Origin of the sequence: Stenotrophomonas sp. TWI700 (genome assembly GCF_039673645.1) — a bacterium.
Taxonomy (GTDB): domain Bacteria; phylum Pseudomonadota; class Gammaproteobacteria; order Xanthomonadales; family Xanthomonadaceae; genus Stenotrophomonas; species Stenotrophomonas maltophilia_AA.
This window is the reverse complement of the sequence record NZ_JBDJMB010000022.1, coordinates 46,910-67,644: the sequence shown is the minus strand read 5'-3', so window position 1 is coordinate 67,644 and position 20,735 is coordinate 46,910. Positions and strand designations below refer to the sequence as shown.

Annotated in this window: 17 protein-coding genes; 5 read left to right on the top strand and 12 right to left on the bottom strand. The window is 68.3% G+C overall.

Annotation, left to right across the window (positions count from 1 at the left end; genetic code table 11):
- Positions 1-94: 94 nt before the first annotated feature.
- Positions 95-865 carry a DUF4349 domain-containing protein gene (locus ABE473_RS14750; RefSeq protein ID WP_346490002.1) on the bottom strand — a complete coding sequence of 257 codons (771 nt, stop codon included), beginning with the start codon at positions 863-865 and terminating at the stop codon, positions 95-97.
- 156 nt (positions 866-1,021) lie between these two features.
- On the opposite strand from ABE473_RS14750, the gene ABE473_RS14745 reads away from it, so the two are divergent.
- Positions 1,022-2,830 (top strand): DUF885 domain-containing protein, encoded by a 1,809-nt coding sequence (locus ABE473_RS14745; protein ID WP_346490001.1) that lies wholly within the window; start codon positions 1,022-1,024, stop codon positions 2,828-2,830.
- A 95-nt stretch (positions 2,831-2,925) separates the two neighbouring features.
- Here the strand turns inward: ABE473_RS14745 and smrA are convergent, their stop codons facing one another.
- Both smrA and ABE473_RS14735 read right to left on the bottom strand, forming a co-directional pair.
- Complete coding sequence (gene smrA, locus ABE473_RS14740) at positions 2,926-4,758, bottom strand: multidrug efflux ABC transporter SmrA (RefSeq protein WP_346490000.1); 1,833 nt, start codon at positions 4,756-4,758, stop codon at positions 2,926-2,928.
- Positions 4,759-4,847: 89 nt separating this feature from the next.
- Complete coding sequence (locus ABE473_RS14735) at positions 4,848-6,425, bottom strand: serine hydrolase (RefSeq protein ID WP_346489999.1); 1,578 nt, start codon at positions 6,423-6,425, stop codon at positions 4,848-4,850.
- 111 nt (positions 6,426-6,536) lie between these two features.
- On the opposite strand from ABE473_RS14735, the gene ABE473_RS14730 reads away from it, so the two are divergent.
- Complete coding sequence (locus ABE473_RS14730; RefSeq protein ID WP_346489998.1) at positions 6,537-6,977, top strand: VOC family protein; 441 nt, start codon at positions 6,537-6,539, stop codon at positions 6,975-6,977.
- Positions 6,974-7,792 (top strand): DUF72 domain-containing protein, encoded by an 819-nt coding sequence (locus ABE473_RS14725; protein WP_346489997.1) that lies wholly within the window; start codon positions 6,974-6,976, stop codon positions 7,790-7,792. Before ABE473_RS14730 ends, ABE473_RS14725 begins: the two co-directional genes overlap by 4 nt.
- A 4-nt stretch (positions 7,793-7,796) precedes the next feature.
- On the opposite strand, the gene ABE473_RS14720 is transcribed toward ABE473_RS14725, so the two are convergent.
- Positions 7,797-8,453 (bottom strand): Pr6Pr family membrane protein, encoded by a 657-nt coding sequence (locus tag ABE473_RS14720; protein WP_346489996.1) that lies wholly within the window; start codon positions 8,451-8,453, stop codon positions 7,797-7,799.
- A 78-nt stretch (positions 8,454-8,531) separates the two neighbouring features.
- Here ABE473_RS14720 and ABE473_RS14715 point away from each other — a divergent pair, with 78 nt between their 5' ends.
- The gene (locus ABE473_RS14715; protein ID WP_179459402.1) at positions 8,532-9,479 is read left to right on the top strand and encodes a DMT family transporter; all 948 of its coding nucleotides are present in this window, start codon (positions 8,532-8,534) and stop codon (positions 9,477-9,479) included.
- A 46-nt stretch (positions 9,480-9,525) separates the two neighbouring features.
- On the opposite strand, the gene ABE473_RS14710 is transcribed toward ABE473_RS14715, so the two are convergent.
- The 5 genes from ABE473_RS14710 to ABE473_RS14690 form a co-directional block, all read right to left on the bottom strand.
- Positions 9,526-10,686, bottom strand: a complete 1,161-nt coding sequence (locus ABE473_RS14710) for an AAA family ATPase (protein WP_346489995.1) — start codon at positions 10,684-10,686, stop codon at positions 9,526-9,528.
- A gap of 228 nt (positions 10,687-10,914) precedes the next feature.
- Positions 10,915-11,637: a pseudouridine synthase gene (locus ABE473_RS14705; protein ID WP_019184431.1), complete on the bottom strand. Its 723-nt coding sequence runs from the start codon at positions 11,635-11,637 to the stop codon at positions 10,915-10,917.
- Between the two features lie 56 nt (positions 11,638-11,693).
- The gene (locus tag ABE473_RS14700; protein ID WP_346489994.1) at positions 11,694-13,361 is read right to left on the bottom strand and encodes a diguanylate cyclase; all 1,668 of its coding nucleotides are present in this window, start codon (positions 13,359-13,361) and stop codon (positions 11,694-11,696) included.
- Between the two features lie 69 nt (positions 13,362-13,430).
- A complete protein-coding gene (locus ABE473_RS14695) occupies positions 13,431-15,860 on the bottom strand; it encodes an EAL domain-containing protein (protein WP_346489993.1) in 2,430 nt (809 codons plus the stop codon).
- Positions 15,861-16,035: 175 nt separating this feature from the next.
- Positions 16,036-17,988: a DEAD/DEAH box helicase gene (locus ABE473_RS14690; protein ID WP_346489992.1), complete on the bottom strand. Its 1,953-nt coding sequence runs from the start codon at positions 17,986-17,988 to the stop codon at positions 16,036-16,038.
- Between the two features lie 266 nt (positions 17,989-18,254).
- Between ABE473_RS14690 and ABE473_RS14685 the strand changes: the two genes are divergently transcribed.
- Complete coding sequence (locus ABE473_RS14685; protein WP_019184435.1) at positions 18,255-18,485, top strand: RNA-binding S4 domain-containing protein; 231 nt, start codon at positions 18,255-18,257, stop codon at positions 18,483-18,485.
- A gap of 23 nt (positions 18,486-18,508) precedes the next feature.
- On the opposite strand, the gene ubiM is transcribed toward ABE473_RS14685, so the two are convergent.
- From ubiM to ABE473_RS14670, 3 genes are all read right to left on the bottom strand, one after another.
- Positions 18,509-19,681 (bottom strand): 5-demethoxyubiquinol-8 5-hydroxylase UbiM, encoded by a 1,173-nt coding sequence (gene ubiM / locus ABE473_RS14680; RefSeq protein WP_346489991.1) that lies wholly within the window; start codon positions 19,679-19,681, stop codon positions 18,509-18,511.
- Positions 19,682-19,770: 89 nt separating this feature from the next.
- On the bottom strand, positions 19,771-20,160 hold the full coding sequence (locus ABE473_RS14675; protein WP_346489990.1) for an MAPEG family protein: 390 nt from the start codon (positions 20,158-20,160) through the stop codon (positions 19,771-19,773).
- Positions 20,161-20,178: 18 nt separating this feature from the next.
- Positions 20,179-20,712 carry a DUF4019 domain-containing protein gene (locus ABE473_RS14670; protein WP_346489989.1) on the bottom strand — a complete coding sequence of 178 codons (534 nt, stop codon included), beginning with the start codon at positions 20,710-20,712 and terminating at the stop codon, positions 20,179-20,181.
- Positions 20,713-20,735: the final 23 nt, after the last annotated feature.

Genomic DNA, 20,735 nt, shown 5'->3' with positions numbered 1-20,735 from the left:
GGTGTTGGTTTTTTTTTTTTCTTTCTAATCCTTCCATCTTTTTTTTTTATCCCTGGGTGGGCGGGGGGGGGCCGGCCCCCCACGACCTGTTTGATCAGCGCGCGGCCGCTGCGGCTTTGCGACGCTTGCGGCGGCGCCACAGCGCCACGACCACCGCACCGACCGCCCACACCACCACGCCGACCGGCAGCAGCGCGGCGACCGCGCGGATCACGAAGGCGATGCTGGTGGTGAAGATCGCACCGAATTCACTGAACGCCTTGCCGATCTCATTGCGGCTGCGCTGCCCGGCCGGGCCTTCGAAGTTCATCGTCACCAGCTGGGTGTCGATCCGCCGGCGTTGCTGCGCCGCGTCCTTGTTGGCCTGCTCCAGCCCGGCCTCGATCTCCGCCATGCGCTGCGAGACCGCCAGCAGGTCGGCCACCTTCATGTCGCTGCGCTGCTGATACGCCTGCAGCTGCGCGTGTTCCTTCTGCAACCGCGTCTGGGTCAGCGCGGTATCGGCCACCTGCTGGGCCAGATCTTCGGCATGCGTATTGCGCGAGGCCACATCGCCGCCTTCACCGGCCAGGGCGATGATCGGTTCCACGCCCTTGGGGGCGATGCGCACGCGGATCGAACCGGAGCGGCTCTCACCGCCTTCCTCGCCCACCTGCAGCACGGCGCAGTCCCCGAACCGGTTGCTCTGGCAGGCCTCGGACACGGCCTTGACCCGCTCGCTGATGCGCTGGGCATCGAGCTGGATGCGGATGTCGTGTTCGTAGGCCAGGAACGCGCCTTCCGGCGACGCGACGGCCCCGGCAGCCGCATCGGCGGCGTAGTTCGGCCCGCTGCGGCCACAGGCCACCAGGCCCAACAACAGCATCCCTGCCAGCCCGGCGCGGGCCCCTCCTGTCCATCCAGTCACAGTGCAGCTCCATCAACGGCGGTGAATTTCACAGCGCATGGTAATCCAATGGCACGGGGACAAAGGGGGCCATCGGCCCTATGCTCGGGGATTGTCCCCAGTACAGGAACACCGATGCGCCAGCATCTGCTTGCCCTCGCCCTGATCGCCGCCCTTGGTGGCTGCCAGCAGGCCGACTCCCCGACGCCCGCCACCGGCACCGAAGCGGCCACCCCGGCCGGCGATGCCGCGGTCGATGCGGCCTTCGCCGACCTGTCCAAGCGCGCCCTGGACACCTGGATGCAGCTGTCCCCGATCAGCGCCACGCAGATCGGCGACCACCGCTACGACAGCGAGATCGACGATCTCAGCGCCGCCGGCCAGCAGAAGGTGCTGACCGCGTACAAGGCGCTGCTGGGCGATCTGGACAAGATCGATGTCAGCAAGCTCTCGCGCGAAAACCAGGTGGATGCGGCGATCCTGCGCAACCAGCTGCAGTCCGAAGTCTGGACCGCGGAAGTGCTGCAGTCGCCCAAGTGGGATCCGCAGATGTACAACGGCATGGCCGGCAGCGCGCTGTACGGCCTGATGGCGCGTGAGTTCGCGCCGCTGCCCGACCGCCTGAAGTCGGCGACCGCGCGCATGGAGAAGCTGCCGCAGATCTTCGCCCAGGCCCGCGAGAACCTGGACCCGGCCCGCGTGCCGAAGATCCATGCCGAGACCGTGGCCAAGCAGAACCGCGGCATCCTCAGCATCGTCGATACCTTCATCACCCCGCACATCGGTGAACTGCCGGCCGAAGACCATAAGCGTCTGCAGGCCGCGATCGACGGCCTGAAGAAGGCCGTCGACGAACAGCAGACCTGGCTGGACAAGACCCTGGTGCCGAACGCCAAGGGTGACTTCCGCATCGGCGCCGACCTGTACGACCAGAAGCTGAAGTTCGCGCTGAACTCCTCGCTCTCGCGCGCCGAGATCGGCGAGCGCGCGCGTGCCGAGCTCAAGCGCGTGCGCCAGGACATGTACGGCATCGCGCAGACCGTGCTCAAGGACAAGCCGGGCGCTCCGGCGCTGCCGGCCAACCCGAGCGACGCGCAGCAGCAGGCCGCGATCGAAGCCGCGCTGGAGCTGGCGTATGCCGACAAGCCGGCCCGCGACAAGGTCGTTGAAGACGCCAAAGCCGCGCTGGAGCAGTCCACCGAATTCGTGCGCAAGCACGATCTGATGACGCTGCCCGATTCGCCGGTCGACATCATCCTGATGCCGGAATTCCAGCGCGGCGTGGCCGTGGCCTACTGCGATTCGCCGGGCCCGCTCGACAAGAACCTGAAGACCTTCTACGCGGTCTCGCCGATTCCGGACGACTGGACCGACAAGCAGGTCGATTCGTTCCTGCGCGAATACAACAGCCGCATGATCCACCTGCTGAGCATCCACGAAGGCACGCCGGGCCATTACCTGGAAGGCTGGCACTCGGGCAAGTTCCCGTCGACGCTGCGCGCGGTGCTGCGTTCGGGCCTGTTCGCCGAAGGCTGGGCGGTCTACACCGAGCGGATGATGCAGGAGCAGGGTTATCTGGACAACGATCCGCTGTTCCACCTGGTGCAGCTGAAGTTCTACCTGCGCACCATCTCCAACGCGATCCTGGACCAGGGCGTGCACGTGGACAACTGGACGCGTGAGCAGGCGATGCACCTGATGACCCATGACGCCTTCCAGCAGGAAAGCGAAGCCTCGGGCAAGTGGGTGCGTGCACAGCTGACCTCCGCGCAGCTGCCGACCTACTTCGTCGGCGCGCAGGAACACTTCGACACGCGCAAGGCCGTGCAGGACAAGCAGGGGGCGAAGTTCAACCTGAAGGCCTACCACGACCAGATGCTGTCCTACGGCGCTCCGCCGGTGCGCTTCGCGCGCCAGCTGATGCTGGACCAGCCGATCGAGTAAATCCACGCCATGCGTGGATGAGCCTGCAGACGGCCCGGGGATCCCGGGCCGTTTTTTTTGTCACGGAACCAGATGCATCCCCGCCGGGCGTGAACCTACGCGTCGGCGGCCACGAATCCGCCGGTCTGCCGCGCCCACAGGCGTGCATACAACCCGCCCGCCGCGATCAGCTCGGCGTGCGTGCCGGTCTCCACGATGCGGCCCTGGTCCATCACCACCAGCCGGTCCATGCGCGCGATGGTGGACAGCCGGTGCGCGATCGCGATCACCGTCTTGCCGGTCATCAGCTCGTCCAGGTTGTCCTGGATCGCCGCTTCCACTTCCGAATCCAGCGCCGAGGTGGCTTCGTCCAGGACCAGGATCGGCGCATCCTTGAGCAGCACCCGCGCGATCGCGATGCGCTGGCGCTGGCCACCGGACAGCTTCACCCCGCGCTCGCCGACGTGCGCGTCGTAGCCACGACGCCCTTCCCCGTCCACCAGCGTGTCGATGAAGGCCGAGGCACGCGCCTTGGCCACCGCCGCATGCAGCTGTTCGTCGGTCGCATCGGGGCGCCCATAGAGCAGGTTGTCGCGGATCGAACGGTGCAGCAGCGAGGTGTCCTGGGTGACCACGCCGATCTGCCGGCGCAGGCTCTCCTGGGTAACCCCTGCGATGTCCTGGCCGTCGATGCGGATCTGCCCGCTTTCTAGGTCATAGAGGCGCAGCAGCACGTTGACCAGGGTCGACTTGCCGGCACCCGAGGGACCGACCAGGCCGATCTTCTCGCCCGCTTTCACGTTCAGATCGAGTCCGGCGATCACCCCGCCGCTCTTGCCGTAATGGAAATGGATGTGATCGAAATGCACGGCGCCCTGGCTGACCTGCAAGGGCACGGCATCGGCACGGTCCTGCACGGTCAGCGGCTGCGAGATGGTGGTGATGCCGTCCTGCACCGTACCGATATCCTCGAAGATGCCGTTGATCGTCCACATGATCCAGCCGGACATGTTGTGGATGCGGATCACCAGGCCCGTGGCCAGGGTGATCGCGCCGACGGTGATGTGCCCACCGTTCCACAGCCACAGCGCCAGCGCGCAGGTGCCCACGATCAGGAAACCGTTGACGACGGCGATGGTCACTTCCAGCCCGGTGGTGACCCGCGTCTGGCCCCGGTGCTTGGTCACCAGTTCCCCGATCGCTTCGGCCACGTACGCCTGCTCGCGCCCACCATGGGCGAACAGCTTCAGCGTGGGCACGTTGGTGTAGCCATCCACGATGCGGCCCATCGCCTTGGAACGCGCCTCGGAGGCAAGCCACGCCCGCTCCTTGGCGCGCGGCACGAAGTACCACATGATCACCACGTAGCTGCCCATCCACAGGGCCAGCGGAATCATCAGACGCCAGTCGGCCTGCGCGAATAGGTACAGCGCGGTGCCGGTGTAGACCAGGATGTACCAGACCGAATCGACCATCTGCACCGCCGACTCGCGCAGCGAGGTGCCGGTCTGCATCACCCGGTTGGCCATGCTGCCGGCGAAGTCGTTCTGGAAGAAGCTCAGGCTCTGCCGCACCACGTAGTTGTGCATCAGCCAGCGCGAGCGGTTGCTCAGCCCCGGCACGATCGCCTGGTTGACCAGCAGGCTGTGCAGCGATACCAGCAGCGGCCGTGCGATCAGGGTGATGCCGGCCATCCACATCAGCGTGTTGGCATGCCGTGCAAAGAAGCCGCTGCCGGGCTGCTCGGCGACCATGTCCACGATGCGGCCCAGGAAATCGAACATCGCCACTTCGACCAGTGCCAGCAGCAGGCCGGCGATCAACGTGGCCAGCAGCACCGGCCAGACCGGGCGCAGGTAATGGATATAGAACGGCACCACCTTGCGGGGTGGCATGCGCGCGTCGATCGGCGGGAACACCGGAATAATCGATTCGAACCAGCGGAACATCGCAGTGCACCAAAAACAAACCAGGCCGCGATTATCCCACCGCGGCCTGCCCTTTTACTCTCACCCCCATCACAGGCTGGCGACGGGGTTCAGCCCTTGGCCTCGACGGCGATCGGCATCAGCAGCAGGTCCTGGAAATCGAAACTGAAATCGGTGAGCGAGGACACCGCCTGCATGCGCACCTCGCGGACCTTGCCGTCCGGATCGAGGCTGAAATTCACGAAGGCATCGGCATTGAGCGAACGATCATCCCAGCGCACCAGGAAGGTATCGTGCTGCCAATGCTCCAGCGTACCGATCAACTGCGCGGTCTTGCCGAAGCGCAGGCGCAGCTTGCCGCCCTGCTGTTCGACGAATACATCGCCGTACCACGCGTCGCGGTAACCACCGGCATAGCGCGACAGCGGCAGCGATGGCCTGGATTTCGCATCGCGCGCGGCCTGGTGCCTGGCCCAGCCTTCGTCTGCTTTCTCCTGTGACTTGGCAACGGCAGCGGCATAGGCGGCGACCCAGTCGGTGGCCGGGGCCTGCAGGTAAGCGTCCAGCGCTTCCATCGTGATGGCGTTGAAGGCCGCGCCGACTTCCTGGTTGGTGAGCACCACGATGCCCAGCTTGTGCTCCGGCACCAGGGTCACGCGCGACACCATCCCCGGCCAGCCGCCGGTATGCCAGACCAGCTTCTGGCCGCGGTAGTCGCTGAGGCTCCAGCCTTCGCCATAGCCGGCGAAGTTCGGCCGCGCCGCGGCCAGCTGCGGCACGCTCGGCTCGGGCACGACCTGCGGCGTGATCATCTGCCACATCGCCTGCTGGGTCTTGGCGGTGAACAGCGGCTGCCCGTTCTCCAGCGTGCCGTGGGCCAGCTGCACGTTCATCCAGCGCGCCATGTCGTGGACGCTGGAATAGATGCCGCCGGCGCCGGCATTGTTGGACCAGGTCAGCGGCGCGACAGTGCGCAGCTGGCTGAAATCGAACTTGGCGTGTCCGACCGCGGCGTTGTCACCGGGCTGCAGATGGTCGGCGTTGTAGCGGGTGCCGCGCATCCCGACCGGCGTGAAGATGTGCTGCTGCAGGAAGTCCGCGTAGATCTGCCCGGACACCTGCTCGATCACCTGCTGGGCGACCGCGTAGAGAATGTTGTCGTACGCATAGCGATCACGGAAACCCGCCTTCAGCGGCACCTTGCCCAGACGCTGCACCACCTCTTTGTTGCTGTAGGAGGTGGTCGGCCAGAACAGCAGGTCGCCCGCCCCCAGGCTCAGGCCACTGCGGTGCGAAAGCAGATCGCGGATGCGCATCTCGCCGGTCACGTACGGATCGGACATGCGGAAGCCGGGCAGATGATCGATCACGCGATCGTCCATCTTCAGCTTGCCCTGCTCGGCCAGCAGGTTCAGCGAGGTGGCGGTGAACGCCTTGGTGTTGGAGGCGATCGCGAACAGCGTATCGGCCTGGACCGGATCCGGCTTGCCCAGTTCGCGCACGCCGTAGCCGCGTTCCATCACCACCTTGCCATCCTTGACCACCGCCACGGCGATGCCGGGGATGTCGAACTCGGTGCGGGCGCGTTCGATGGTGGCGTCCAGCCGCTGCAGTTCGGCCGGCACGGCGGCCGATGCCAAGGGTGCGCATGCGAGCAGCACGGCGCCTCCGATCCAGGATGTGTTCAAGCAGTGTCTCCGGTTGCGTGTGGCGGGGGCGTCGAGGGTCGCGATGCCCCGGTTTCGCACGATGGTAACGCGGCCCGGATCAGGCTCGCCTGTGCCAGAAGGAGGCCCGTCATGACCGCGCCCACCGCGACCACCGCCACCCTCATTCCCTGCCTGCGCTACCGCGATGCGCACGCCGCGATTGCCTGGCTGCAGCAGGCGTTCGGCTTCCAGAAACACGCGGTGTACGCCGATGGCGATACCGTCCACCACGCCCAACTGGTGTACGGCCACGGCATGATCATGCTGGGCTCGGTGGACAACGCCAGCGAATGGGGCCGTTACAGCGTCCACCCCGATGAGGTCGACGGCCGCCAGACGCAGACTGCCTGCGTCATCGTGGCCGACCCGGACGCGCACCACGCGCGTGCCGTCGCCGCCGGTGCGCGGATCGTGATCGAGATCGCCGACCAGCCTTACGGTGGCCGCGGTTACGCCTGCCGGGACCTGGAAGGCTATCTGTGGTGGTTCGGCAGTTACGATCCGTGGGCCGACCCCGCGGGCGGCGCATGAGCACAGCGGCCGGTTCCATCCGCACCGGCATCGGCGGCTGGGTGTTCCCGGCGTGGCGCAGCGGTACGTTCTATCCGGCCGGGCTGCCGCAGCGCGAGGAACTGGCCTACGCCAGCCAACAGCTGGGCTGCATCGAGATCAACAGCACGTTCTACCGCGCGCAGAAGCCGGCCATCTATGCGCAGTGGCGCGAACAGACGCCCGAAGGTTTCCGCTTCTCGGCCAAGGCGCCGCGCACGATCACCCAGACCCATGACCTCACCACGGTCGGCGAACGTGCCGAGCGTTTCATCGATGGCATCGCGGCGCTGGAAGACCGGCTTGGCCCGTTGATCTGGCAGTTCGGCGACAGCCATCCGGCCGGTGCGGCCGAGTTCGATCGCTTCCTGGCGATGCTGCCGCGCAAGGTCGATGGCCACCGCCTGCAGCACGCACTGGAGGTGCGCAATCCCGCGGCGTGGACGCCTGGGCTGCTGACCGCCGCCCGTGCGCATGGCGCCGCGCTGGTGTTCAGTGGCTCGGACGAGCATCCCAGCTTCGCCGACCCCACGTCGGACTTCCTCTATGCGCGGTTGATGGGCTCGCGCGCCAACCTGCGTGCCGGCTACCCGGCGCGTGCGATGGAGCAGTGGTGCCTGCGTGCGATGCGCTGGGCCCGGGGCGAGGACAATCCGGACCTGCCCCATCTCGGCGCCGAGGTGCCGGCCTCGCCGCCACGCGAGGTCTATGTGCTGTTCATCGGGGCGGCCAAGCAGCGCAATCCCGGCGCGGCCATGGCCCTGCGCGACCAGCTGCAGCAGCTCGGCGGCGGCTGACGCCTTACCCGCGCCGGCGGCGTTGCGCCAGCGCGCCATCCAGCCACCACAGCAGTCCGCCGCACACGACGAACACCACCGCCACGGCCAGCACGTTGCGCAGGACCAGCACGAGGCCCAGCGTGCCCAGGTCCAGGAAGGGGTACGGGTACTGGCCCCTGAGCCGGCCGACCAGCAGCGCCCAGCCGAGATAGACCGTCGGAAACGCCAGCGCGCCGAGCAGCCCGCGCCGGTGCAGGCCACCGTGCGGGCCGGCCAGCCAGCCCAGCAGGTACAGCACCGGTACGGCGTAATGCAGCCCCACGTCTGCCCACCATTGCGCGCCCTGCGGGTGCCACAACGGGCGCAGGATGATCACGTAGATCAACCCGGTGATGCCGATGAACAACGCCACCGCCGCGCGCGGGACGGGACCGGCCAGGCCGTCGCCACGGCCACGCACCAGCGCCAGGCAGACGGCGGCCACCCCGATGTTGCTGAGGATGGTGAAATAGCCCAGGTAGCGCAGCGTCGCGTCCGCCGCGCCCAGGCCGGGCGTGCGCAGCAGCAGGTGGTACTGCAGCAGCAGGGAAGCCACCGCAATGACCGCGGTCAGGCCGGCCCAGGCGCGCAGCGCGGGGGTCGGGGCGGCACGGACGGGATCGGTGTGGAGGCGTGTCATCGCCGCAGGATGCCACGGCCATGTAGCGGATCGCGTGGAAGGCATCCTTCGCGGCACGGCTTGCCGCACAATATGCGGATGCCGATGACCGATACCCGCAGAGCCCTGCTGCAAATCCATTTCTGTGTGCTGCTGTGGGGCGTCACTGCCATCCTCGGCAAGCTGATCACCCTGCCCGCCCTGCCGCTGGTGTGGTGGCGCATGCTGCTGGTGGTGGCGATGCTGGCGCTGGTGCCACGCGTGTGGCGCGGTCTGCGCCAGCTGTCGCCGCGCCTGGTGGCCGGCTACTGCGGCGTGGGCGCCCTGGTCGCCCTGCACTGGCTGACCTTCTATGGCGCGGTGAAGCTGGCCAATGCCTCGGTGGCGGCCACCTGCATCGCGCTGGCGCCGGTGTTCACCGCGGTGATCGAACCCTGGGTGGCCAAGCGGCCCTTCCAGTTCCGCGAGCTGGCCTTCGGCCTCCTGGTGCTGCCGGGCGTCGCGCTGGTGGTCGGTGGCGTGCCGGACGGCATGCGACTGGGCGTGCTCATCGGCGCGTTGTCGGCGCTGCTGGTGGCGATCTTCGGCTCGTTCAACAAGCGCCTGGTCAGCCACGCCGACCCGCTGACCGTGACCGCGCTGGAACTCGGTGCGGGCACCCTCACCCTGACCCTGCTGGCGCCGGCGCTGCCGTTCCTGCTGCCGGCCCTGGCCAGCCCGTTGTGGGTGATCCCGGACCTGCACGACGGCCTGCTGCTGCTGGCCCTGGCCGGGCTGTGCACGCTGCTGCCGTTCGCGCTCGCGCTGGTGGCGCTGCGCCATATCAGCGCCTATACCTCGCAGCTGGTGACCAACCTCGAACCGGTCTACGCGATCCTGCTGGCGATGGTGCTGCTCAGCGAGCAGCGCGAGTTGACGCCGCTGTTCTACGCGGGCGTGGCGATCATCGTCGGGGCGGTGTTCCTGCACCCGCTGCTCAACCGCCGCAGGAAGGTCCAGCACCCGGAAATCCTGGCGACCTCCGAGGCGCGCAACATCGCCGAGTGACGGAGCGTACCGGCGGAAGGCCGGTGCCTGCCGGTAACGTCGGTGCCTAGCGTTGCGGCCAGTGCCAGGGCGGTACGTCCAGCAGGCCCTGCCCGGCCACGGTGGTGCGGCTCATCTGTTTCTCCAGCCGGATCGGGTGGCAGTCCGGTGATTCGCGCAGTGCCGCGATCAGCCGGCTGGCATGCGATACCACCCACAGCTGGCTGCGCGCGGACGCCGCGATGATCAGCCGCGCCAGCGCCGGCAGCAGGTCAGGGTGCAGGCTGGTCTCCGGTTCGTTGAGCACCATCAGCGGTGGTGGGCGCGGCGTGTGCAGCGCGGCGATCAGCAGCAGATAACGCAGCGTGCCGTCGGACAGTTCGGCGACCGCCAACGGCCGCAGCAGGCCGGGCTGATGGAACTTCAGGTGCAGCCGGCCCTCATGCGGTTCGATCCGCACCTGTGCACCGGGGAATGCGTCGTCCAGCGACCGCGCCAGCGCCTGCGCATCGCCGATCTCCACGATGGTCTGCCAGGCCGCGGCCAGGTCATGGCCATCGTGGCTGAGCACGGGCGTGCGCGTGGCCAGTGGCGCCTGGCGCGCCGGCGCGTCCTGGTCGCTGCGGAAATGATCGTAGAAGCGCCAGCCGCGGATCGATTCGCGCAGGGCGAGCACCTCGGGCATGCGCTGCGGATCGGCCACCTGGGTGAACAGGCTGTCGAACACGGACAGGTGCTCGTCAACCACCTCCCAGTGCCGTCCCTGCCGGCGCCGCACCACGCTGTTGCGGCGCTCGACCAGCGCGCTGGCGCTGCGCAGGAACGGCCCGGCCCACAGGCTCTCGCATTTGATCTGCGGATCCAGATCGAACAGGGAGTTGCCTGCCGCCGGCAGCCCGAGATCGATGGCGTAGCCGAAGGTATCGGCGGCAAATCCCAACCGCAGCGCGATCGATGGTGAGCGCGCCTGGCCCTGCACCGGCACCTCGCCGCGCAGCATCCGCGCGTCGATCTGGCTTGGGCCGGCCCACAGCGCCGAGCCCAGTCCGCCTTCCCGCGCCAGCGCCGCCGCGACGCCGCCCTGCGCGGTTTCGGCGAGCAGCCGCAGCGCGCGGTACAGGCTGGACTTGCCACTGCCGTTGTCGCCGGTGACCAGGTTCAGGCGCCCCATCGGCACGACCAGGTCGTGCAGGGAACGGTAGTGGGCGATGGCCAGGGTCTGCAGCATGGCGGTGGCGGTCAGGGTGGGAAGGCCAGTCTGCCGCGCCGCCGTCGCACCGCCTGCGAAGGCGGCCTCAGTCAGCGCGGATGACCCGGTTGCGGCCGTCGCCCTTGGCCCGGTACAGCGCTGTATCGGCGCGGGCCAGGGTCTGCTCGATCGCGTCCTGGTCGACCACGGTCACCGCGCCCATGCGGGTGCCGCACAGCGCGGTGTCGAATCAGGTGACGCAGGGCATCACCAGTCCAGCTGTTTGGGCAGCAGGCCCTTGAGCTCGGCATCGGTGAGGTTGCGCCACTGGCCCGGCTTGAGCGCGCCGAGCTTGATATTGTCGATGCGCACGCGGCGCAGCTGGGTGACGCGGAAGCCGAACGCGGCGGCCATCAGCCGGATCTGCCGGTTCAGGCCCTGCTGCAGGGTGATCCGGAAGCCGAACTTGGCCAGTTTGCTGGTCCGGCACGGCAGCGTCACTTCATCGCGGATGCGCACGCCACGGGCCATGCCGCGCAGGAACTCATCGGTGACGGCCTTGTTGACCGCGACCATGTATTCCTTCTGGTGGCCGTTCTCGGCGCGCAGGATCTGGTTGACGATGTTGCCGTTGCTGGTCAGCAGGATCAGGCCTTCCGAATCCTTGTCCAGGCGGCCGATCGGGAAGATGCGCTGCTCGTGGCCGACGAACTCCACGATGTTGCCCTTCACCGAGCTTTCGGTGGTGCAGGTGATGCCCACCGGCTTGTTCAGCGCGATGTAAACGTGCTTGCGGCCACCGGCCTTCTTCGCTTCGCGCGCGCGCAGCGGCTGGCCGTCGACCAGCACCACGTCCTGTTCGCCCACTACCGCACCGGTGCCGGCCGGATGGCCGTTGACGGTGACGCGGCGCTCGCCGATCAGGCGGTCGGCTTCGCGCCGGGAACAGAAGCCGGTGTCGGCGATATGCTTGTTGAGTCGGGTTGTCATCGGCCCATTATCGGGCAAAAGGCGGCCGCCGCTGCGTTTTTCCGCGCGCGGGCCGTTCAGGCCGGCACTGGCTCGCCGGCCGTGGTGGTGCGCTCGCCATCATGGATCTGATTGCGGCCGTTGCGCTTGGCGCAGTACATGGCATGGTCGGCCCGGCGCAGCAGCCCGGCCAGGTCATCGCTGCCGGGCCTGAGCACCGCCAGGCCGATGCTGGCCGAGACCGTGAGGCCGGGGATGCCCAGCGCCTGGGTGACCGCCGCCACCTGCTGGCGCACCGTCTCCAGCCGCGCCACGGCGGCGGCATGCCCGGCCCCGGGCAGCAGCACCAGGAATTCTTCCCCGCCCATCCTGATCACATCGTCGTGGTTGCGCACCGACCCGCGCAGCGCGCGCGCCACCGCGACCAGGACCTGGTCGCCCACGTCGTGGCCGAACTGGTCGTTGATGTCCTTGAACAGATCGATGTCGAGGAAACCGATCGCCAACGCATGCGGCGGCTGATCCGCACGCTCCAGGTACTCGGCCAGCAGGCGCAGGCCGGCGCGGCGATTGGGCAGCCCGGTCAGCATGTCGGTGTCGGCCAGCTGGCGCATTTCATCGCGCTGGCGACGCAGGCGACCGAGCCGCAGGTTGAGCGCGTAGGCGGCCATCATCAGGAACCAGGTGGCCGCCAGCTGCAGTGCTTCGATCCGGTAGGCCACCAGCCAGCGCGCATCCAGCGCATCGGCCACGATCATGATCCACCAGGGCGCCAGTGCGGCCAACCCCGGCAGCGCATGCGCATCGCGCCGCCACACCCCCCACAGGCCCGCGCCGAGGCACAGCGTGCAGACCGCCAGGAAGCTCCACTCCAGCACGAACGCCACCGCGCCCAGCCCCGCCAGCCCCCACAGCGGTACGCTCAGCCCGATTGCGACCAGCCCCCACAACACCAGATGCTGCGCCGGGCGCGAGCGCGGCCAGCGCCGGTCGCCGCCACTGAGCCGCCACAGGATCGGCAGCAGCAGCGCCTCGCTGAACGCGGTGAGCGCGACCAGCCACCAGGAGGCACGGTCCTGCACCGGCAGCCAGGGCTCGGGATAGCCGCTCAGGCCGCCGAGCACGGCCTGCCACAGCACGAACACGACACAGGCACCGACATAGACCAGGAAGGATTGATCGCGGGTGGTGGCCCAGCCCATCAGCGCCGACAGCGCCAGGGCGATCGCCACTGCGATGCAGGCCGCGCGCACCAGCAGGCGGGCGGTGTCGTTCTGCTGGACCGGACTGGGCGCGCCGAGCTGGATGGTCGGCACCCAGCGGGCCTTGAGCGGGCGGGTCCAGGAGACCACGATCGGCTCGTGATCGCCGGCCTCGGGCACCACCACCAACCCGACCCCGGCGCGGAAGCGCGAATCGCGCGTGCGGGCATCGTGCATGCTGCCGCAGATCTCGCGGTCGCCGTGGCTGATGCGGACCTCGCCGGTCAGCACCCCGAACACATCCACGGCCTGCGGCTTGCCCGACCAGCCGGCGGCAGGTGCAGGGATCGAGAGGACTTCCTGATGGCGCGCCAGCACATCCGGCGCACAGGCGCGCTGGGGCGTCACCTCGTCGGTCGCCCCGCCGAGCAACAGGAAATCCTGCCCCGCGCGCGGGACCGCCTGCAGGCTCCATGGCAACAGCCACAGCAGCACCGTGATCAGCGCCGCCCACCCGATTGAATACCCGCCCCCGTTGCTCACACCTGCGCCCTGCCCGCCCGTGATCGCCCGCGGACACCCTGTCCGCTGCCGTCGGTGGCGATTATCGCATCATGGCATGCCCCGCCAGGCATCGGATGAGCGCCCTGCCCGTACCGGCCGTATCGCCAGCTGCGTCATCCTTTCCAGCGGAATCGGCCGTTCGATCGCATACCCCTGCAGACCTTCCACGCCCATCTGGGCCAACTGGTCGGCCACCACCGCCGATTCCACCCATTCGGCGACGACCATCATGTGCAGCTCGCGGCCGACCTCGGTGATCGCCCGAACGGCGGCACGGTTGACCGGATCCACGTTCATGTCGCGCACGAACACGCCGTCGATCTTGAGCATGTCCGCCGGCAGCTGGCGCAGATAGCCAAATGAAGAAAGCCCGGAGCCGAAATCATCCAGGGCCATCCGGCAGCCACGCGCTTTCACCGCATCGATGAAGGCGCGCGCCTGCGCCAGGTTGCTGACCGCCGCGGTTTCGGTGATTTCAAAGCAGAGCTTGCGGGCCAGGCCGCGATTGCGCTCGAGCAGGTCGGTGACGAACGCCAGGAAGCTCGGCTCGGCGATCGACTGCGCCGACACGTTGACGTTGCACAGGCCCAGTTGCTGCACATGGTTCGGGCACACCTGCAGATGCCGGAACAGCAGCGACAGCACGTGCCGGTCCAACGCCATGGCCATACCGTAACGTTCCACCGCGCCCATGAACTCGGCCGGCCCCTGCAAGGCCCCTTCCGGGCTGCGCATGCGCACCAGGACTTCGTAATGCAGGAACTCCGGGTCGCCGACCCGCTCGATGCGCTGGGCATACAGCAGCATGCGGTTCTCGGCGATCGCGCTGGAGACGCTGGCCAACCGCTCGGCTTCGCGCCGGCGTTCGTCCAGCGCCATGCGGCTCTCGTTGTAGCAGTGCACGCGGTTGCGGCCGGCCTCCTTGGCCGCGTAGCAGGCACTGTCGGCCGCGCTCATCAACCAGTTCACGTCCGGTGCCTCGGCGGTCACTTCGACCACGCCGATGCTGCAGCTCACCTTGGGCGCGCCGTCCCCATGCTGGAAGCTGACCTGGCCGAGCGTGCGGATCACCCGCTGCAGCACCTGCTTGGCCTCGTCCTGGCTGGCGTTGGCCAGGAACAGGGCGAATTCGTCGCCGCCCAGGCGACCCACCCAGTCGCCGTCGCGCACCGCCCCCACCAGGTAGTCGGCGAAGCTGCGCAGGAGCTGATCGCCGGCGGCATGGCCGAGCCCATCGTTGACCAGCTTGAAGTAGTCCAGGTCGATGTAGCACAGCGAGTGGGTACCGCCTTCGGCACGCACCGCCGCCAGCGCCTGGTCCAGCAGCCGCTCGATTTCGCGGCGGTTGATCAGGCCGGTCAGGGGATCGTGGCTGGCATGGTGTTCCACCTCGCGCGCAAGCGCATGGTTCTGCGACACGTCCTCGACCAGCGCGAACACGGTCGGTGCCCGCGCCCGGGTGTGCACCACGGTCCCGCTCCAGCGCCCCCACATCAGGCTGCCGTCGGAACGCAGGAAGCGCAGCTCGCCCGGGCGCAGCTGGCGCGGCCAGTCGATCCGGCCGTGCGCGTCCAGGATCAGCTCGCCCTCCACCAGCAGGTCGGCCAACGACAGCCCGAGCAGCGCCTCGCGGCGATGGTCGAGGATATCGGCCATCGCCTGGTTGGCTTCGACGATGCGGCCGCCCTCGTCGAGTTTGAGCATGCCCACCGTGGCCTGGTAGAAGGCCGCGCGGAAGCGGCTCTCCTGCTCGGTGAGGTCGTTGCGCACGCGCCGCGCCAGCAGCACCGCGATCAGGGTGATCGCCAGCACCGACAATCCGCCCACGATGAAGGTCGTCATCCGCACCATCGCCGCGGTATGCAGCAACGCACTGGAGAACGCACGCGCCTGGTTCTGCATGCCCACGTCCAGCGCCTGCACGCGGCGCAGCAGGGCCTGCTCCACCACCGGGGTCAGGCTGCCGGCGGCATGCCCGGCCTGGACCCGGTCGGTGATGGCGGCCAGCTGCAGCAGATCGTCATCGGTGTCGCGCCACAGGCGGACCGCATCGCGGAAATACGCCTGATCGCGCAGGTAGCGGTAGGAGAGGATCAGGCGGTTGATGTCACCGCGGGCGTTGCCGCCTTCGATGAAGCCCTGGCGTGCCGCAGCAACGTCCGGCTCGGCCTGTTCGAGGGCGCGGCGGGCATGCAGATCGCCCAGCGGCACCCGCAGCGCCTGCCGCGTTGCGGCCAGATCGGCGGGATCGCCGGAGGTGATGTAGCGCGACAGCGCATGGGTGGCCTGCTGCTGGCCACGCGACCAATGGCTCTGGCCCATGATCCACGCCGTGGAAGCCGCCTGCAGTTCCTGGATCAGTGCGGAGATGCCGACCAGGCCGATCGCCATGCCGGTCAACAATGCAAAGCGCAGGGTCAGGCCCCGCGTCGAATACGGTATCGCGGTGCCGCCACTCTCCCTGCGACCTCCTGACATCGCCGATCCCCCCGGGGCTGCGAATGTGGAAACTCATTCCATTGGAGCATGGTCCAATCCGCAGGCTAGGGCCAGCACTGTTGAGACCGTGCGAAACCGGCACGGCGGGGATGCGGACCCCGGAAACGACGACGCCAGCCCGGAGGCTGGCGTCGAGGCGATCACCCGGGGGCGATCAGAAGTTGCGCGGACCGCGCGGCTTGAAGCCGTCGCGACGCGGCGGGCGGTCGTTGCCGCCCGGGCCACTGCGCGGGCCACCCGGGCCACCCGGACCACGCGGCTTGCCCTGGCCGAACTTCGGCTTGAACGGCGGACGCGCGGACGGGGTCAGGTCTTCACCCGGCTCGACCTTGCGCATCTGAAGCTGCTGGCCCGAGACCCACACCTTCTTCAGGTGGGTCAGCAGGTCCTGCGGCATTTCTGCCGGCAGGTCCAGCACCGAGAAGTCGTCATGGATGTCGATGCGGCCGATGAAACGGCTTTCCAGACCGGCTTCGTTGGCGATCGCGCCGACGATGTTGCCCGGCTTCACGCCGTGGACGTGGCCGACTTCGATCCGGAAGGTTTCCATGCCCGGCTCGGCGGCACCGCGCGGGGCGATGTCACGGCGCGGGGCGCGCTCGAAACCGCCCTCGCTGTTGCCGAAGTCGCCTTCCGGACGCGGCGGACGCGGGCCGCGGTCGTCTTCACGGCGCGGGCCACGCTCGAAGCGCGGCTCGAAACGGGCCGGGCGTTCGCCACGGTCGTTGCTGCGTTCGTTGCGCTGGTGCGGGGCACGCTCTTCACGCGCACCACGGACCGGCGGGGTCAGCAGGAACGGCGAATCACCCTGCAGCAGTTTGGCCAGCGCGGCGGCGATCTCGATCGCCGGCACGTTCTTCTCGCCTTCCAGGCGCTGCAGCAGATCGCGGTAGAACTCGGTGCCGCCGGCATCGAGCACATCGCTGATGCGGCTCATGAACTTGGTGATGCGGGTGTCGTTGACCGCGTCCACGCTCGGCAGCTGCATTTCTTCGATCGGCTGGCGGGTGGCGCGCTCGATCGCACGCAGCATGCCCTTTTCGCGCGGGGTGGCGAACAGGATCGCGTCACCGGTGCGGCCGGCACGACCGGTACGGCCGATGCGGTGCACGTAGCTTTCGGTGTCGTACGGGATGTCGTAGTTCAGCACGTGGCTGATGCGCTCCACGTCCAGGCCGCGGGCGGCCACGTCGGTGGCGACGAGGATGTCCAGCTTGCCTTCCTTCAGCATGCCGATGGTGCGCTCGCGCTGGGCCTGCTGCATGTCGCCGTTGATGGCGGCCGCGGCCAGGCCACGCGCCTGCAGCTTCTCGGCCAGCTCTTCGGTGGCGGCCTTGGTGCGCGAGAAGATGATCATCGCGTCGAACGGTTCCACTTCCAGGATGCGGGTCAGCGCGTCCAGCTTGTGCATGCCGCTCACCCACCAGTAACGCTGGCGGATGTTGGCCGAGGTCGTCGTCTTGCTGACGATGGTGACTTCGGCCGGGTTCTTCAGGTAGGTCTGCGCGATGCGGCGGATCTGCGACGGCATGGTGGCCGAGAACAGGGCGACCTGGCGGGTCTCCGGCAGCTTCTTCAGCACGGCTTCGACGTCGTCGATGAAGCCCATGCGCAGCATTTCATCGGCTTCGTCGAGCACCAGCGTCTTCAGCTCGGACAGGTCCAGGGTGCCGCGCTCGAGGTGATCGATCACGCGGCCCGGGGTGCCGACGATGACGTGCACGCCACGACGCAGGGCCGACAGCTGCTGGCCGTAGGGCTGGCCGCCGTAGACCGGCAGCACGCGGAAGCCGGGGATGCCGGACGAATAGGTCTGGAACGCCTCGGCGACCTGGATGGCCAGCTCGCGGGTCGGCGCCAGCACCAGCACCTGCGGCTTGGTCTGGTTGAAATCGAGGTTGGACAGCACCGGCAGCGCGAACGCGGCGGTCTTGCCGGTACCGGTCTGGGCCTGGCCCAGCACGTCGCGACCTTCCAGCATGGCGGGAATGGTGGCGGCCTGGATCGGCGAGGGGGTTTCATAGCCGACGGTGGCGACCGCCTGCATGACGGCGTCGGAAAGGCCGAGGTCTGCGAACAGCAGCGGCGTGGTGGTTTCTTGGGACATGGGGAACTCCGAAACACTGCCGTTTACAGGCAGTGAGATAAAAAAGGGGGATGGTCCGCGCTTTGGGCGCCCTTTCTTATCGCGTGCCCTAGCGCTGCTCGGTCGGAGGAGAATTCACTCGCTCAGGGCGCGATGATACCGCATCGTTCCTGAACAACGCGTACAGATTCCCGGATGGATGCCGTCCTGCCCCGCGCTGGCGCACAATACGCGCCCTCTTACGGCCCGGCCCAGCGGCCGCGCCCCTTCCCTAGGATACCCCTTCCATGCAGACCCTCGAATTTGAACTGGACCGCGACTATGTCGAGCTCAAGCAGCTGCTCAAGCTGGCCGACCTGGTCACCAGCGGGGGCGAAGCCAAGACCGTGATCGGCGACGGCCAGGTCCTGGTCGATGGTGAAGTCGAACTGCGCAAGGCGTGCAAGATCCGCGCGGGCCAGCAGGTGCAGTTCGCCGACACCGTCATCCACGTGATCGCCGACAGCGACGCGCCCTGACCATCTGTGACGACCAACGGTCGTCACCTGCCGGTGAGGTGGGCCGCGATCAGCTGGCGGAACGGGGCCACCCCGTGCGCCAGCCGCAGCCCGGCCCGGCGCAGCAGCCGCGCCGGCAGGCGGTCATCGGTATACAGCGTGGCGATCGCATTGGTCGCCTCGTACAACGGGCGCGAGGCCAGACGATGGCCGCGTTCGTAAGTGGCCAGTCCGGGCGGTGCGCCGATGTCGCGCCGCTGCCCCGCGGCCTTGCGCAGGATGCCGGCCAGCCGGTGCTGGCTCTGCAGACCCAGGTTGAATCCATGCGCGGTGACCGGGTGCATGCCGACGGCGGCATCGCCGATCAACGCGCAGCGATCGCCGGCAAACGCGTGGGCATACACACCCACCAGCGGATAGGCCACCGGTTTGGCGACCGGCCGCATCGCGCCCAGCCGATGCTCGAACAACGTGCTGATGCTGCGGCCGAATCCGCCCTCGTCCTGGGCCATCAGGCCGGCGATCTCGCGCGGCGGCAGGGTGATCACCGCCGAGGCCTGGTCACCGTTGAGGGGCAACAGCGCCATCGTGCGGCCATAGCCGAACCATTCCCAGGCGGTGTGCTGGTGCGGCACCTCGATCTGCATGCGGCAGACCAGCATGGACTTGCCGAAGTCGCGCATCTGCGCGCCGATCCCGAGCAGGCGACGGGTCGAGGAGAAGCGGCTGTCGGCCGCGACCACCAGCTTGGCGGCCAATTCGCGGCCATCGGCCAGGGTCACCGTGCTGTGCGTCTTGCCGGGTGTCACGGCCGTCACGCTGGCCTGGTCGACGATCTCCAGCCCGGCCTGGCCCTGCACGCTCTGCCACGCCGCGCGGCGGAGCAGATGATTGGGCACCAACCAGCCCAGGTCTTGACCCGTGCGCGGGTCCGCCGCGAAGGTCAACGCGAACGGCGAGCCGCCGTCCATCACCTTGGCATCGCGCAGCGGGGAGATCTCGGCCGGGTCCAGCCGTGCCCACAGGCCCAGCGATTCCAGGATCTGGCGCGAGGCATGGGTCAGCGCGATCTCGCGGCCATCGAACGCGGGCGCGGCCAACGCGGCACGCGGCTGCTGTTCGATCAGGGTGACGCTGAGGCCGGTATCGGCCAGCGTGCGTGCGAAGCACAGCCCGGCCGGGCCGGCGCCCACCACCACCACATCCACTGACTGCATGATCCCCTCCTGCCGTTACGTGTCCGCTGCAGCTTACCGCCGCCGCACCGGCACCGTCCTTGATCTGGATCAGAGGCGCCAGCGGAGGTTCACAGCAGCGCCCACAGCAGCATGACGATCCCGAGCAGGGAAACCAGCCAGACCAGGCTGCGCACGTACGGCACGCCGGCCGCGTACAGCGGCAGATAGATCAGGCGCGCCCAGAAATACAGCTGCACGGCCACAGCGGTCATCCCGTCCTGGCGCTGGGTCAGCACCACCGCCAACACCGCGGCGGCGAAGAACGGGAACGTCTCCATGAAGTTGCTCTGCGCACGCTGCAGCCGCCCGGCCAACGGCCCCGGCGGCGGCATCGGTTGATCGCGCGCCGACGCATTCCAGCCGATCCCGCGCTCGCGGGTGATCAGCGTGGAAGGGGCGAAGACATGCACGATGCCCAGCAGCATCGACCACACCAGCATCTGGATTTCGATACTCATCTGCGCAGGCTCCGGCAATCAGGGGGTGGCGGCACGCACGCTGTAACCGGCCAGGCGCCAGATGCGGTCTTCATCGAACCGGAAGGAGACCAGTTCGCGGACCGGCTGGGCACTGTTGGCAAAGCGCGTGGGGAAACTGACGTTGATGTAGAGGCCCTCGGGCACGGTCGCGCCGGCGGCGTACTTGACCCGGGTCACCACCGGCTGGCCACGCGAGGCCAACGCACCGAGGCGCTGGCGATCCGCGGTGAGCTGGCTGACGAAGGCCTGCTCGGTCACCGATTTCTTCGCCACGGCGGAGGCACCCTTCCAGGCTTCACCGGCACGGTTGGCGTCGATCAGGCGGGCCACCTGCAATGCGGCGGCGGTCATCTCCGCATCCTGCTTCTGCACCTGCGCCTGCTGCGCCGGACTCAGTGCCGGGCGTGCCGCAGGAGCGGCGGCGGGCGCGGGGCGCGCCGGGGCCGGTGCAGGCGTGGCTGGCGGGGGCGGCGTCTGGGCCAGCGTGGCGAAAGGCAGCAGAGCGGACAACAGCAGCAGCGGAACACGCATCAGGGACACCGTTGGCTGGAAGA